The sequence below is a fragment of the Pseudomonas sp. Y5-11 genome, from assembly GCF_022368695.1.
Taxonomy (GTDB): Bacteria; Pseudomonadota; Gammaproteobacteria; order Pseudomonadales; family Pseudomonadaceae; genus Aquipseudomonas; species Aquipseudomonas parakoreensis.
This window is the reverse complement of sequence record NZ_CP058974.1, coordinates 4635138-4649844: the sequence shown is the minus strand read 5'-3', so window position 1 is coordinate 4649844 and position 14707 is coordinate 4635138. Positions and strand designations below refer to the sequence as shown.

Annotated in this window: 9 protein-coding genes; 1 reads left to right on the top strand and 8 read right to left on the bottom strand. The window is 59.9% G+C overall.

The annotated features are described in order from the left end of the window. Positions 1 to 5: 5 nt before the first annotated feature. From HXW87_RS20395 to HXW87_RS20380, 4 genes are all read right to left on the bottom strand, one after another. Positions 6 to 4691 (bottom strand): RHS repeat-associated core domain-containing protein, encoded by a 4686-nt coding sequence (locus tag HXW87_RS20395; RefSeq protein WP_239777617.1) that lies wholly within the window; start codon positions 4689 to 4691, stop codon positions 6 to 8. After that, positions 4691 to 5428 carry a DUF4123 domain-containing protein gene (locus HXW87_RS20390; protein ID WP_239777616.1) on the bottom strand — a complete coding sequence of 246 codons (738 nt, stop codon included), beginning with the start codon at positions 5426 to 5428 and terminating at the stop codon, positions 4691 to 4693. The genes HXW87_RS20395 and HXW87_RS20390 overlap by 1 nt, the downstream gene beginning before the upstream one ends. Continuing rightward, positions 5418 to 7460, bottom strand: coding sequence for a type VI secretion system tip protein TssI/VgrG (gene tssI, locus HXW87_RS20385; RefSeq protein ID WP_239777615.1), 2043 nt, complete (start codon positions 7458 to 7460; stop codon positions 5418 to 5420). The genes HXW87_RS20390 and tssI overlap by 11 nt, the downstream gene beginning before the upstream one ends. 131 nt (positions 7461 to 7591) lie before the next feature. Continuing rightward, a complete protein-coding gene (locus tag HXW87_RS20380; RefSeq protein ID WP_003226246.1) occupies positions 7592 to 8107 on the bottom strand; it encodes an Hcp family type VI secretion system effector in 516 nt (171 codons plus the stop codon). 406 nt (positions 8108 to 8513) lie between these two features. Between HXW87_RS20380 and HXW87_RS20375 the strand changes: the two genes are divergently transcribed. After that, positions 8514 to 9191 carry a type 1 glutamine amidotransferase domain-containing protein gene (locus tag HXW87_RS20375; protein WP_003226244.1) on the top strand — a complete coding sequence of 226 codons (678 nt, stop codon included), beginning with the start codon at positions 8514 to 8516 and terminating at the stop codon, positions 9189 to 9191. Between the two features lie 95 nt (positions 9192 to 9286). Here the strand turns inward: HXW87_RS20375 and HXW87_RS20370 are convergent, their stop codons facing one another. The 4 genes from HXW87_RS20370 to glcD all read right to left on the bottom strand — a co-directional run bounded on the left by HXW87_RS20370 (position 9287) and on the right by glcD (position 14526). After that, positions 9287 to 10666, bottom strand: coding sequence for a VOC family protein (locus tag HXW87_RS20370; protein ID WP_239777614.1), 1380 nt, complete (start codon positions 10664 to 10666; stop codon positions 9287 to 9289). Between the two features lie 88 nt (positions 10667 to 10754). Beyond that, on the bottom strand, positions 10755 to 11975 hold the full coding sequence (glcF, locus tag HXW87_RS20365; RefSeq protein ID WP_239777613.1) for a glycolate oxidase subunit GlcF: 1221 nt from the start codon (positions 11973 to 11975) through the stop codon (positions 10755 to 10757). A gap of 2 nt (positions 11976 to 11977) precedes the next feature. Beyond that, a complete protein-coding gene (gene glcE / locus HXW87_RS20360) occupies positions 11978 to 13027 on the bottom strand; it encodes a glycolate oxidase subunit GlcE (RefSeq protein WP_239777612.1) in 1050 nt (349 codons plus the stop codon). Continuing rightward, entirely contained in the window at positions 13027 to 14526 is a 1500-nt protein-coding gene (gene glcD, locus HXW87_RS20355; protein WP_239777611.1) for a glycolate oxidase subunit GlcD, read from the bottom strand. The genes glcE and glcD overlap by 1 nt, the downstream gene beginning before the upstream one ends. Positions 14527 to 14707: the final 181 nt, after the last annotated feature.

Here is a 14707-nt window from a genome sequence, read left to right as displayed (position 1 = left end):
TTGATTTACTTCCACTTTCCAATAGGGGTGACAGTTTCGTAGTGATCGCTAGTGATGTAAAGTAGTCCGTCATCTGAGTAGAGCAATCTGGTTCCAGGCTGATTGCTTCGAGACATCGTATTGTTGAGACCGACGTCAGCTTCATACCAGGTTCGGCCAGGGGCTGATGGAAGTACGTTTGTATCATTATAGAAAACATCCCCGCCTAGCTGCCCACCAGGAACGCTATTGTTGACTGCTTTACCTTTTTTCCATCCGCTTTGTGTTGCCTGAGCTTTAGTAACGTAGTTTGGGGGAAGATCACCAGTGGCTCGCAAACTTTCGACTAAGGGGTTGGCAGCCTCAGTCGTTCTAAGGTCACGTTTCATGGCTTCGTATTTGGCGGCGTTATGAGCTGAGTTGTCATAGGCTTCTGGCTCATCACACTCTTTACTTGCTAACCCCAACGGATCCACCCACCCCGTAGGATTAGGCACGTACTGGTAGCTATTCAACCCGCCGGCAAGCTTGATCGGATCAGGCGTCAAAAACCGCCCAGTGCCCGGATTGTAGTAGCGGTGCCGGTTGTAATGTAACCCCGTCTCGGCGTCGAAATACTGACCCTGGAAGCGCAGCGGATTATCGATCTCGCTGACGTCCAGCGCAGCGAGGTTACCGTAGGCGCGGTACTTCGCTGACCACATGATCTCGCCACTGTAGTCGGTGAGTTCCTGCGGCGTGCCCAGATGATCGAGTTGGTAGTAAAACGGCGTGGCTTTGCGCGGACCTTCGCCATCGAGCATCGCCAATGGACGGAAGCTACCGGGCTCATAGATGTAGCTGCGGTAGCGGTTGTCGGCGCTTTCCGCGATCAGTCGTTCGCCTTGCCACAAGAACTCGGTAGTGTGGCCATCAACGGTTTTTTCGATGCGTCGGCCGAAAGCGTCGTATTTGTAGGACGCGGTGCTCCCACCCGGCAGGCTTACGCCGATTAGGCGGTGCTGGCAGTCGTAGCGGTATTCGGTGACGAGTTTCTGGCCGGTACCACGGCGTTCGCGGATCAGGTTGCCGTAGGCATCGTAGTCGTAATGGCGGTCGCCTTGCATCAGCAGACGGTTGCCTTTGACGTTGGCGAGGTTGGCTGTGCCTTCGTTGTTCTGACCGAGCAGGTTATCCGCCGGGTCGTGGGCGAAGCTTTCCGGTGTCGTGCCGCGTACGCTAATGAGCCGATCAAGCGGATCGTAGTGATAGCTGCGATTGCCCTTGCGGCTGTCATCGATACCGGCGAGGTTGCCGTTGGCGTCGTAGTTGTAGCGACGCTGGAACAGGTTTTTATCACGCTGGCCGACGGTGTGTGCTTGCAGGCGGCCTTGTTCGTCGTACTGGTACTGGCTGAGCAACAGGCCTTGCTGGCGCTGTTGTTCACGACCGGCGCTGAACTGGTGATCGGTCAGACGTGAGCCGTTGAGGTCGATGCTGCTCAGGCGTCCGCCGGACAGGTGACGGTAGTCGAGTGTGCTGCCGTCAGGGAGGCGGCAGTGACTCAGTTGGCCAACGCTGTCGTATTCGTAACGCGTGGAGCCCCAGCCCTGGTGTTCGGTGATCAGGCGATCCTGCACGTCGTATTCATAGGCGAGCGGCCAGTGGCCGTCGTCGACGTTTACCAGGCGGCCGAGAGCGTCGTAGCTGTAGTGAATCTCCTCGCCATCGGCGAGGGTTTTTACCAGCAGACGGCCAGCGGCGTCGCGTTGATACTCGGTAACGAGTTCGCTGCCGTCATCACCGAATTCGGTTTTCTTCAGCAACTGGCCGTTGAGGTCGTATTCGTAGGCCGTGCGGCGACCGTCGAAGCCGGTTTCCTGTTGGATCAGGCCGTTCGAGTAGTAATCGAGATGGTAATGTTCGCCGCGCTCGTTTTCGATGTCGGTGAGCAGCAGACGCGAGTTGTCGTAGCGATAGCGCAGTTGGCTGCCGTCCGGATTGATGCGGCGGCTGACCAGGTGCAAGTTTTCCGCATACTCATATCGCGTGACGCGACCGAGTTCGTCGCGTTCGGCGGTGACGTTGCCATAGGCGTTGTAGGTGAAGGCACGTGTTGCGCCGCCCGGCAGCGTGACTTGTGCCAGGCGGTTGGCCGCATCCCATTGGTAGTGGGTGATGGCGCCGGATTCTTCCTGGCGGGTAATCTGCCGACCCAGTGCGTCGTAGCGATACTTGCGTTGACCGCCGTCCGGCAGGCGTTCTTCCAGTAACTGCCCGAGGTTGTTCCAACCGAGTTGATGGCGGCTGCCATCGGGGTGGCGGATCTCCAGCAGGCGACCCTGGGCATCGTAGCTGTATAGCGTGGCATTGCCGTTCGGGTCGATTTGCTGGGTGATGTCGCCCTGACGGTTGCGTTGGTACTTCCAGCTGGCTTTGCCGCGATGAACATCGCTGACGAAACCATTGATGTATTCATACGTGGTCGCTTCGTCTTCCGGCGGGATGACGGCAGTCATCAGTCCGTTGTCGTCGTACCGGTATTCGGTGACGGCACCCAAAGGATCCTTTTCCGCGATCAACTGACCTTTGTCGTTATAGGCCTTGAGGTGTTCGGCGCCGTCCGGGTCGACCTTGCTGATCAGTCGCGCCTGGTCGTCGTGGGTGTAGACCTCTTCGCTGCCGTCGGCGTTGGTTACCGTTACGCTGCCTTTATCGTCCCAGGCGTAATGCGCTTCCATCTGCGAGAAGTTGGCCCAGTGACGGATGCAGCGAGACAGTTTGCCTTCGTTCTCCCACTCCCAATAGAAGGCCGCGCCGCCCGCCAGTTGCCGCTCCAGAATCACGTGCTGTTCGTTGTAGCGATAGCGCTCGGCTTCGCCGGCCGCGTTCTTCGCTTCGATCAGACGGTGCTGTGCGTCATAGCTGTACGTCACCAGCGTTTGAACGGTGTTCCAGGTATCTTCCAGGTTGTCCGCCGGCAGGAACTGTTGATAGTCCACAGCGATAATGTGTTTGCGGTCATAGCGCAGCAGCAGGGCGCGACCGGCACCGTTATCGAGGCGCTTGATTCGACCGTGGATATCGCGCGTGACGTGCAGCCGATTGCCATAGCTGTCGCTGATGGCGATCAGGGTGGCGCCTTTGCTGTTGAAGCGGAAGTGGTAGAACGATGGGCGTTTGCCTGCCTGTGCCAGAACCAGTTCGGCGGGATCGTCACCGAGAAAAATGGCGGCTCGTGAGAGAGTGTTGGTGATTGCTGGACGTTTTTCTGTTGGGAGAGGGAAGGGCGTTGCGCGGTTTTCGTGGTCGGTCCAGATGACTTCGTCGTCACTGATCTCGAGGCGATGCGCCAGCGCATGGCTCCAGCCATAACCCAGGCCACAATCGATTTCCACTGCACTGGTTCTGTACAGGCGGGTCCACTCAAACGGCAGCAGACCATCCAGTTGACCATCGGTCAGCGTCAGCAACTCTTCACCGGTAACCATCGAAACCGGGCATTTGTCGACTCGTGTGCAAGACACGGGCTCCGCGCTTTTGTTGGCGGGCGTCGTGGCTTGTCTTGAAGCATCGTCCCCGTGCGCCCCAGTACCTAGGCGAGCGTTTGTCTTACCATCGAATCGAACTTGCACTACGCCTTGTTTAACTTGCCTTCCAATACCGCGCGCGGCCACTGGAACATACTTGGTAACGTATGCCATGAAGCCTTTAATAATTTCAAAGATTGACTTAACAAAATTAACAACGGCTTTAAGGACGATTTCTCCGTATTTCTTGATTCGTGCGACGAGATAAATCAGCCCCGTGCCTTCGGCTGCCACTGTCAAAACGATGGAAATGACGATGTCGATGGCAATACCCACGACAGCCGCTGTAGTCATCTTTGCGGCATCGCCTGCGGTTTTCATCGGTGGCAAGCTGGCCAGCCAGATAATCGCAGTGTGCATCATGAGAAAAAGCGCTGCTTCGTCACTGGCTAAAAGCATGGCTTTTTTCATGACATCAGGGGCGGTTTTTGCTACATCAATTAGCTCTTGCGCACCTTCGCCTAATTTTTTTCCAAATTTGCCAGGATCCTGAAGGATATCGAGGACAAGTTTGATTCCATCCCAAACGCCTTTAATTGCCTCCCATCCACCGTCAAGGATGCCGCTACCGACGGCCATGACCGTACCTGAAAGAGAAAGGCTCGACCATTGCTGCCGATATCCCCCAGGCCCCGTCCATTTGTTGCGCAGAAAACCTTCGAGTTCGCTGTTAAGTCCCTTGTATGAGTCGAACAGCGTATCGATCTGCGCAGGTGTCACTTCGTTGTGAACGCGGATGATGTAATTTTTTCCCGGTACACCACCTGACCAACTACCTTTACCTTTAGCATCGAGTTTGACTTTGTGGATAGCGCCGCCATCCACTGCAACGACCTCAACTTCGATATCGCCCAGAGGAATGTCGTAAAGCGATTCGAACTTGCTCTCGATTAGCAAAGGACCTTTCAATGGGCATTGAGCCACAACACTGAAATTGTCATCAGTCATGCTTACCGCAGTCGATGATCCGCCTGCTTTGAGGATTCGCTCCATTCCCAACAGGGAGGGTTTATTGGTTTTATGGCTGACTTCATCAGCCAGACTTGCATACCAGGAATGGGTTTGCTTCTGGTAAATCGTCAGGCTGTTTTTGAAGTTCTTCAGTTGGTTGTCAACGAAGGCAATGCGTTCCTTTGCGATCATCAGCCTTGCTCCAGAATCAGGTGGTTTAACAGTGCTTCTTTAAGGTTTTTCGGCGCATCCGGGCGGCGCACGAAACGGCTGACTTTCAGCTTCAGGTTGTTCTCAGGCCAGGCGTTGTAAACATCCGGGCGGTCTTCTTCCAGCCACTGCATCAGGTTGCTGATCAGTGTCGTCGGGTTCTCCTTGGCTAAGCCATCCAGCAACTCCTTCGGCACCTCCCACCACGGCCAATCCTTCACCTTCGGCAACACCCGCGTCCCAACCTCCAGCGTCTGCCCGTTAATCAGATACCGTTCAAACACCGGCAGTACTTCCCCAGCCTTCTCCCCAAGCCCCTTCAAAATCGGGTAGATGTGCCGCCCATCCCAAAAGCGGAAAAACACCTCAGTCCCGTCCGGCATCTTCACCTGTGTCAGGCTGCGCAGGTGCTCGAACACGTCGTTCGGTTCGGCGCGTGAGACGGCCAGCCAGCCCCAGTCGAGGGCGTCGGTTTCGGCGATCCACGGCAGGAATGCCGAGTTCGGTTTGAGCTCGGTGACGTAGGGCATCACCGGTTGCCAGGTGGAGTAGGGCGTGCCGCCCCAGATTGGCAGGAGCTGGGCGGTGGGTTCGGTCAGGTACAGGGTTTTCAGCGCGTCGGCATCGCTCGCTGCGCTGATGATCAGGTACAGGCGTTCACCGCTCTGCAGCGGCTGTTGTGCCAGCCAGTCTTTGGGTGTCAGTCGATCAGATGGCACAGGCACCTGCCTTGCATTTTTCGCATTCTTCGCAGAACGGCGCGTTGCGTTTGAGGGTGTTGATCTGGGCCGGGGTCAGGACCTGGCCGGCCTTGTCGGCGTCGGCCTGTTTCAGCACGCCGGGCATCAGCGGGGCGGCGCCAGTGCCGCTGCCGGGGCTGCCGCCGGAGTTGATGTTGATCGTCGGGCCGCTCATGGTTACGCCGCCGGCGTCGATCTTGATGAAGCTGCCGCCGCCGACCAGGGTCAATTCGGCGCCGGCTTCGAGCACGACTTTCATGCCGCTGCTCAGGTGGATTTCCTGGCCTGCATCAATGAACTGGCCGGTGCCGATCTTGATGTGCTGGTTCACGCCAACGGTCAGGTGGTCGTTGGCGCGGGCTTCGACTTTGCGGTCTTCGTAGACGGTGTGGTGTTCTTCGGCCTTGAATTCTGTGTAGCTGTTCTGCTCGACAGTGTCGTGGCGTTCGTTGCCGACGCGGATCTTCTGGTCGTGCTCGATGTTCTCATCCCAGTCGCGCTGGGCGTGGAGGAAGATCTGCTCCTGACCTTTCTTGTCTTCGATGCGCAGTTCGTTGTAGCCGCCACCGCCCATGGAACTCAGGGTCTTGAAGGTGCTGCGGGTCTTGTTCGCCGGCAGCGGGTAGGGGACGGTGTTTTCCTTGTGGTACAGGCAGCCGCTGATCAGCGGTTGATCGGGGTCGCCTTCAAGGAAGGTGACCAGCACTTCCATGCCGATGCGCGGGATGGCGATGCCGCCGTACTGGGCGCCGGCCCAGGCGCTGGAGACGCGCAGCCAGCAACTGGTCTTGTCGTCGGCCTGGCCTTCGCGGTCCCAGTGGAACTGGACTTTGACCCGGCCGTACTCGTCGCAGTGAATCTCTTCACCTTTGGGGCCGGTGACCACGGCGCTCTGGCTGCCGAGGATGCGCGGTTTCGGGTGGCGTAGGGGCGGGCGGTTCGGCACGTCCCACGGGGTCGCCTGGAAGCGGTTGCGATAGCCCTGATGGAAATCGTCTTTCAGCGTGGTGGTGTCGCTGGTCACCGACTCTTCGAGTACTTGCGGCTGTTTGCCTTCGTGCAGCACTTCGGTCAGCAGCCACAGGTCATTCCATTTGGCCTTTGGGTGCTCGGTCAGGGCGAGGAAATGGCCGCTGACCAGCAGCGGCTGATCGCTCTTGCCTTCGGCGAGCTGGAAGTCGCTGCGGTGGCGTTCGAGGGCGCGTTTGGCCAGGTGTTTGCCGCGCTCGCGGTCGATGAACCGGCCCGGGTAGTCGTAGTCTTCGAGGTCGGGCAGGGCGTCGCCACGGTTCTCGCTTTCCAGCGTCAGGCGCGGTTTTTCGAAGTCGTAATCGCGGCGCGTGGTGCGGCTGGTGCGGGTTTCCAAGCGCAGGTCGAAACGTTTGATCACCGGATTGCTGGCGACCATGCCGGAGTCTTGCTGGTAGGCCACAGGCTGGAGTTTCGGGAACACCGTCTGGTCATCACCGAACACCAGTTTGTGCGCCGTGGCGCTGTGCTGGAAGTGGTAGTGGATACCTTCTTCCTCGCACAGGCGCTGGATGAAGTGCAGGTCCGATTCATCGTATTGCACGCAGTAGATGCGCTCGGGATAGATCGAACCGGTCTTGAATTCGTAGGCGTTGCTCTGGATGCCGTGTTCTTCGAGAACCATGCCGATGATTTTCGGCACCGTGAGGTTCTGGAAGATGCGTTGATTGACGCGATGGGCCAGGTACGACAATTGCGGGCGCAGGGTCACCGAATAACGGGTCAGGCGCTTGCCGGAATCGCCTTGCGCGGCGCGATAGATCTGGCCGTGAATGCCGCTGCCATCGGGCGACAGCTGCAGGAAAGCCGGTTTGTGCAGCAGGGTTTCGAGGTCCAGCGACGGCTGCTCACTGACCAGCTCCACCTCGAACACAAAAGGCTGGCTGATGGCTTCCCGGCCGGTCAGGGTGAATACCTGAAAATCGGCGGAGAGCCCTTCGATGGTCAGGGCAAAGTGGGTTTCATTGGCCGGCGCGAACATCCCTTGTTCCTCGTGCTGTACAGCGGCGTTCGTCGACTACCGCCAGGCGGTTCAACGCACGCGAAATTCTGGAGGGGCGTAAACAACATCGACCAGCAGGGCTGGTCGATGCTTGTAACGATCAGCCGTAATTAAACGACTGGAGCACGCCAGTCATCGGAACCCGAAGTACCGGATACTTCGTGGGTCCAGGTGATTTTGCGGTAGGTGAACTGCACTTCTTCCAGGTGGGTGAAGTGCGAGTTGCCTGGATCCTGGCAGTTGTGCATTTTGTTGTTGATGGCGACGATGATCGCGTCTTCCAGTTTGGTGGTGTAGTAGTGCTCTTGAGTACCTTGAGCAGAAGTACGGTACCACTGGATAACGATTTCGCTCATGCGCTCGCCGGAGGTCAGAGCAGCTTGCAGCAGAGGCGAAGCCTTGTCGTAGACCTTGGTGATGATCACTGGCTTGTGAACGCGCTGACCGGTTGGCTGACCGGATTGTGGGTCACGCGGGATGATCACGTCGTGGCTGAAAGCCTGAACCATGACCTGGTCTTCGTGGCCTTCCTGGTAGGTGTTGCCAACGGAGTCGGCGGTGAAGGCGCCGGCAGTGATCAGGCCTTGTTTTTCGCCGGTAACCGACATGTACGCTGGTGTTGCCATGGGGTGCTCTCCTTGCGGATAAATTTAGGGTGCCCGGGAGGCGAAATCGCCCGGTGGGTGCCTGACTGTTATCAAGGAGCGTGCCAGGTTTGTTGAAGGCCCGGCAGCCGGGGGTGAAGCGGCTGTAGTCTGCGGTTTTGCCGATGTTTTTTATTGAATCGAGATGGAAAGTGCGCAACTTCTTGCGCAGTACTGCGCAAAAAGTTGCGCACTCGGCTGTAAGCCTCTCCGATCAAGGTCTGTAGCGCGATAAGTCACGTTTTTTGCCGGACAAGTGCGCAAGAAGTTGCGCAGTAAGGCCAAGTGCCAGCGTCGAGCGTTTGAAACGATCCGCCCAGCGCGACGGTCAATCACTCACGACTGCGCCGCAGGCGTCTGAACATTCCCCACCGCGAGTGAGAACGACATGAAAATCCTGATGGTTTTAACGTCCCACGATCAACTGGGTGATACCGGCAAGAAAACCGGCTTCTGGCTGGAAGAATTCGCCGCGCCGTATTACGTGTTCAAGGATGCCGGCGCGCAACTGACGCTGGCCTCGCCCAAGGGCGGCCAGCCACCGCTGGACCCGAAGAGTGACGAACCGGACGCACAGACCGCCGCAACCGAGCGCTTTCGCAAGGATTCTGCCGCCCAGTCGGCATTGTCGTCGACAGTCAAGCTGGACACGGTAAAGGCTGCGGATTTCGATGCCGTGTTCTATCCCGGCGGCCACGGCCCGTTGTGGGACCTGGCTGAAGACCGCCATTCGATTGCGCTGATCGAAGCGTTTTACAACAGTGGCAAACCGGTGGCGGCGGTGTGTCATGCGCCCGGTGTGCTGCGACATGTCAAAGGTGCGGACGGTCAGCCATTGGTCAAGGGTAAGCAGGTGACAGGCTTTACCAACAGTGAAGAGGAGGCGGTAGGGCTGACCAATGTGGTGCCATTTCTGGTGGAGGATGAGCTCAAGGCCAAGGGCGGGATTTTCTCCAAGGGCGCGGACTGGTCGAGCTACACCCGTGAGGACGGGCTGTTGTTGACCGGGCAGAATCCGGCGTCGTCGGAAGAGACAGCGTTCGCGCTGTTGTCACGCTTGCGCTAGAAGCAAAAGCAAAAGATCGCAGCCTGCGGCAGCTCCTACAGGGGGAAACACATTCCATCTGTAGGAGCTGCCGCAGGCTGCGATCTTTTGATCTTTCAGCGCGAAAGCGCTGCCAGACACTCCTCAATCGAGCGCCGCTGTGTCTCGGCATACAACCCCAATTCATCAATGGTTGCACGCCCCAGCGCCTGTTCGAACGCCTGGCGGTTCGAGTGTTCGCCATAGTGTGTCTGCGCAGCATCCCCAAGGTTCGACTGAAAAATCCCCGCCGCACTCACTGGCAGAAAATCTTCGTACACCAACGGTTCAGCTTTCACATGGCCTTCGCGGAGCAAATCCTCCAGCGATGTCGATTTGAGGCTGCCCGCTGCCAAGCCTTTTTCCGTGGGGAAATAGCGAAAATACGCCAGCTCCTGTTCACGCATGCCGTCGACGCTGTCAGGAAATTCGCCAAAGTGTCGGGTCATCAGCGTGTTGTAACGTGCGGCGTTACCTTCGTTAGGGAAATCGCCCAGTTCATCGCGCGCGGCATTCAGCAAGCGGTCATACAGCGCTCGGCCTTTGGGCGTCAGCGCCGCACCGCGTTGTTCGATTTCGCCGAAACGCGCGCTGTGGCTACCGCGAGTCTCGTGCTGATCGGTGAAAGCGATCGGCTCGTCCAGCGCCTTGAAACTGGTCTGGCGCAACAGGATCGGGCACTTGCGGCGTGGCGGGCCTTCGATCACCGCTTTCGGGGTGATGCCGTGCACCGGCATCTGCGCCTGGACGATATCGATGTCCAGCGTGCGTGGGGTCAGGTGATTGATGTGCGGGCCTTTGAACGCCACCACATCGGCGATCAGACGGTGCTGGGCGCTGAGGGTCTGGTACTGCGCAGCGGTGACGGTGGCGCTGTGATGCCAGCGAAAGGTTTCCAGTGCCTGCAGGACGAATTCCCTGGCTTCATCCTCATTCAGCCCGCCGACGGACTCCGCCCGCTCGATCAGATGCAATGCCGCAGGGGTGAAGATCGAACGCTGATTCAGCACCGATTCGGCAAACGCCCGCAGTTCGGGATCCTCGATCAACTCAAGGCGCAGTAATGAGGTGAACACCCGAAACGGACTGACCTGCAGCGCCGCTTCATGCACCGCGCGAAACGCCGTGGAGTGCACCGGCACACCTGCCGGGGTCAGGTCGTAGTAGCCCACCGGTTGCATGCCCATCACCGCGAACAAACGCGCTAGGGTCGCCAGTTCTTTGGCTGTGCCAACGCGGATCGCGCCGTGGCGCTCCATGTCCAGGCGCCCGATTTCACCAGTGCTGTCGAGCTGCCGTGCGAGGTCTGGCTGAGCGGCCAGCACTTCACGGTTGGTCTGTTCCACCAATTCCATCAGCGCGCCGTACAACGGCACTTCTTCGCGGTACATGTCGGACATCGCTTTGGAAAAGCGTTGGCGGATCAGGTCGGGGCTGACGAAAGGCTGCACGGTCATGAAAAAAATTCCTGCCACGGTCACGTAAAGGATGGAGGAAAAGATCGCAGCCTTCGCCGACGGCGGCAAACGAAGAATCCTACGAACTTCATTCTGCCAACGACTGATCCACCAGTTCGATCCAGTGCAAAATCTGCGTACGTCCGGCGCCGGCCAGATGATTCTGGCAGCCGACGTTGGACGTGACGATCAGCTCCGGGCGCCCGCTTTCCAGCGCATTGAGGCGGTTATCGCGCAATTGCCGGGCGAGGGTCGGTTGCGTCAGCGAATAAGTGCCGGCCGAACCGCAACACAGGTGACCGTCCGGCACGGGTGTGAGATTGAACCCGAGGCGGGTCAGCAGCGCTTCGACTGCGCCGCCGAGTTTCAGCGCATGTTGCAGTGTGCAGGGGCAATGCACGGCGATCCGCCGCTGGCGGGCGGCGCACACTTGCTCCAGAGGTTCCTGAGCGAGCAGTTGCACCAGATCCAGCGTTCGCTCACTGATCTGCCGCGCCTTGTCGGCGTAGCGCGGATCCTGCGCCAGCAGATGCCCGTAATCCTTGATGAACGCGCCGCAACCGCTGGCCGTCTGCACGATGGCTTCCGCGCCGTTTTCCAGCTGTGGCCACCACGCGTCGATGTTTTGCCGCGCGCGGTCGAGGCCTTTGGCCTGGGCGTCGAGGTGATAGTCCAGCGCGCCGCAGCAACCGGCCTCGGCCACCGGCGTGACGCTGATCCCTAGTCGATCGAGCACCCGCGCCGTCGCATCATTGGTGTTCGGCGACAGGCCTGGTTGCACGCAGCCTTCGAGCAGCAACACCCGCCGCGCATGGCGTGGGGCGGGGCGTGAGCCGGGCACTGGGGCGCGTTGCGGCAATTTGCTTTCGAGGATGCGCGGTAACAGCGGCCGGAACGTCGTGCCTACCCGCAGCAGGCCCTTGAATACGCCCGGATTCGGCGCCAGTGCACGCAAGCCCTCGCGCAACAAGCGCTGGGCGGCAGGGCGGGGCACGGCCTGATCGACCACCGCCCGACCGATATCCAACAGGTTGTGATAGTCAACACCAGAGGGGCAGGTGGTTTCGCAATTACGGCAGGACAGGCAGCGATCCAGATGCAACTGAGTCTGCTCGGTGGCCGGCGCCCCTTCGAGCACTTGCTTGATCAGATAGATGCGTCCGCGTGGCCCATCGAGCTCATCACCGAGCAACTGATAGGTCGGGCAGGTGGCGTTGCAAAAACCGCAATGCACGCAGGTGCGCAGAATCTTTTCCGCCTCGGCCGCACGCGGCAGTTGTCGGGATTGTTCGCTGAGGGTGGTCTGCATGGCTAGAACTCCGCGTACATCCGGCCGGGGTTGAACAGTCCTTGCGGATCGAGTTGCGCCTTGAGTTGCCGGTGATAACGCATCAACGTGCGCGGCAGCGGCTGGAACGGTGTGTCGCTGGCGCCATGGGTGAAGCAGGTGGCATGGCCACCGAGTTCCCGAGCGAGAATCTGAACGTGCTCGTGATCGGACTTCAGCCAGCGTTGCGCGCCGGCCCAGTCGATCAACTGCTGGCCGGGCAAGTCTTGCGGCCCGAGATTGTTCGGCAGCGACAGGCGCCACAGCGGCAGGCCCTCGTCGAAAAAGCTCAGGCGTTGCTCGTTCAAGTCGCGCCAGAACACCGAGTCCAGCGGCTCGCCGCCGAGTCGTTGATGCGCGGCGGTCACCGAGCCTTCGCCGCCCTCCAGGCGCAGGTACAGGCTTTGCCCGTCATGGCAGGCGCCGCTGATCGGCAACGGTTGCTGGCCCCATTCGGCCAGCCTGGTCAGCGCTCGGGTGCAGTCGATATCGAGGCGGATGCTCAGGCATTGACGCGGTTTCGGCAGGACTTTCAGCGAGACCTCGGTGAGCACGCCGAGACAGCCGAAACTGCCAGTCAACAAGCGCGACAGGTCGTAGCCGGCAACGTTTTTCATGACCTCGCCACCGAACCGCAGGTGCTCGCCAAGGCCTGTGATGACCCGGGTACCGAGGACGAAGTCGCGCACCGAACCTGACCATGGCCGCCGTGGCCCGGACAGTCCGCTGGCGATCATCCCGCCGACGGTGGCACTGTCACCGAAGGCCGGCGGTTCGCACGGCAGCATCTGCCCGGCTGCGTCGAGCGCCGCGAGCAACTCGCGCAGCGGCGTACCGGCGCGCACGCTGACCACCAGCTCGGTCGGTTCATAGCGCACGATGCCGCAGTGCGCGCGAGTGTCGAGCACTTCGCCGGCCACCTCGCGCCCCAGAAACGCCTTGCTGTTGCCACCCTGGATTTTCAGCGGCGTGGCGTTGGCCCGGGCCTGGTTGACCTGATCCAGCAGGGCGCCGCTGGCGTCGACGTCAGCCATCAGAAGCGCTCCAGTTCGGGGAATGGCAATTGTCCGGCATGAATGTGCATCGCACCGAATTCCGCGCAACGGTGCAGGGTCGGGATGTTCTTGCCGGGGTTGAGCAGGCCTTGCGGGTCGAACGCGGCTTTGACCGCGTGGAACAGGCTCAGCTCAGCGCTGTTGAACTGCGCACACATCTGATTGATTTTCTCGCGGCCGACCCCGTGTTCACCGGTGATGCTGCCGCCGACGTGCACGCACAATTCGAGAATTTTCCCGCCCAACGCCTCCGCGCGCTGCAGTTCGCCGGGCTGGTTGGCGTCGAACAGGATCAGCGGGTGCATGTTGCCGTCACCGGCATGGAACACATTGGCCACGCGCAAGCCGTATTCGGCGCCGAGGCGCGCGATGCTTTGCAGCACGCCGGGCAATTCGCGACGCGGGATGGTGCCGTCCATGCAGTAGTAGTCCGGGGACAAGCGGCCGATCGCCGGAAAGGCGTTTTTGCGCCCGGCCCAGAAGCGCACGCGCTCGGCTTCATCGCGGGCCTGGCGCACTTCGCTGGCGCCGGCCTGCAGCATGACCTCGCGCACCCGCAGGCAATCGTCATGGACATCGGCTTCGACGCCATCGAGTTCGCACAGCAGAATCGCTTCGGCAGCGACCGGGTAACCGGCGTGAATGAAGTCTTCGGCGGCGCGGATCGCCAGGTTGTCCATCATCTCCAGGCCACCGGGAATAATCCCCGCAGCGATAATGTCGGCCACCGCGCGGCCAGCCTTTTCCACCGAATCGAAGCTGCCCAGCAGCACCTTGGCGACCTGCGGTCTGGGCAGCAGTTTGACCGTGACTTCGGTGATGATCCCGAGCAAACCCTCGGAGCCGGTGAACAGCGCCAGCAAATCGAAGCCCGGCGCATCGAGGGCCTCGCTGCCCAGCGTCAGGCGTTCGCCTTCGATGGTCAGCACTTCGATCTTCAGCAGGTTGTGTACGGTCAGACCGTACTTGAGGCAATGCACGCCACCGGCATTTTCCGCGACGTTGCCGCCGATCGAACAGGCAATCTGCGACGACGGATCCGGCGCGTAATACAGGCCGAACGGCGCCGCCGCCTGGGATATCGCCAGGTTGCGCACCCCGGGTTGAACCCTTGCGGTGCGGGCCGCCGGGTCGATGTGCAGGATGTTGTTGAACCGCGCCATCACCAGCAACAGGCCGCTTTCCAGCGGCAGCGCGCCGCCCGACAACCCGGTGCCGGCGCCACGGGCCACCACCGGCACGTGGTGTTGATGGCAGAGCCTGAGCAGGGTTTGTACCTGATCGAGTCGCCGAGGCAGCGCCACCAGCATCGGTGTGGTGCGATAGGCCGACAGGCCATCGCATTCGTACGGCTTGAGTTCGTCTTCGCGCCACAGAAGGTCGAGATCCGGGAGGGCGTGCTGCAGGGTTTTCAGCAGCTCAGCCTTGTTCACTTCCGGTAGCGGGCCGTCGAGGCGTTCGTCGTAGAGAATGTTCATTCCAATTCCATTGGCGGACGGGATTACCTGTGGTGAGGGGATTTATCCCCGACTGGCTGCGCAGCAGCCCAACCCAGAACATGCGGTGTGTCTGATTCAGCTTGGTGCTGGAACCGGGGCTGCTCTGCAACCCATCGGGGATGAATCCCCTCACCACAATAAATCCCCTCACTACAAGGAT

Coding starts and splice junctions, on each gene's coding strand:
- HXW87_RS20395 (WP_239777617.1), bottom strand. CDS start 4,691: ATGATCGCAAAGGAACGCATTGCCTTCGTTGACAACCAACTGAAGAAC.
- tssI (WP_239777615.1), bottom strand. CDS start 7,460: ATGTTCGCGCCGGCCAATGAAACCCACTTTGCCCTGACCATCGAAGGG.
- HXW87_RS20380 (WP_003226246.1), bottom strand. CDS start 8,107: ATGGCAACACCAGCGTACATGTCGGTTACCGGCGAAAAACAAGGCCTG.
- HXW87_RS20375 (WP_003226244.1), top strand. CDS start 8,514: ATGAAAATCCTGATGGTTTTAACGTCCCACGATCAACTGGGTGATACC.
- HXW87_RS20370 (WP_239777614.1), bottom strand. CDS start 10,666: ATGACCGTGCAGCCTTTCGTCAGCCCCGACCTGATCCGCCAACGCTTT.
- glcF (WP_239777613.1), bottom strand. CDS start 11,975: ATGCAGACCACCCTCAGCGAACAATCCCGACAACTGCCGCGTGCGGCC.
- glcE (WP_239777612.1), bottom strand. CDS start 13,027: ATGGCTGACGTCGACGCCAGCGGCGCCCTGCTGGATCAGGTCAACCAG.
- glcD (WP_239777611.1), bottom strand. CDS start 14,526: ATGAACATTCTCTACGACGAACGCCTCGACGGCCCGCTACCGGAAGTG.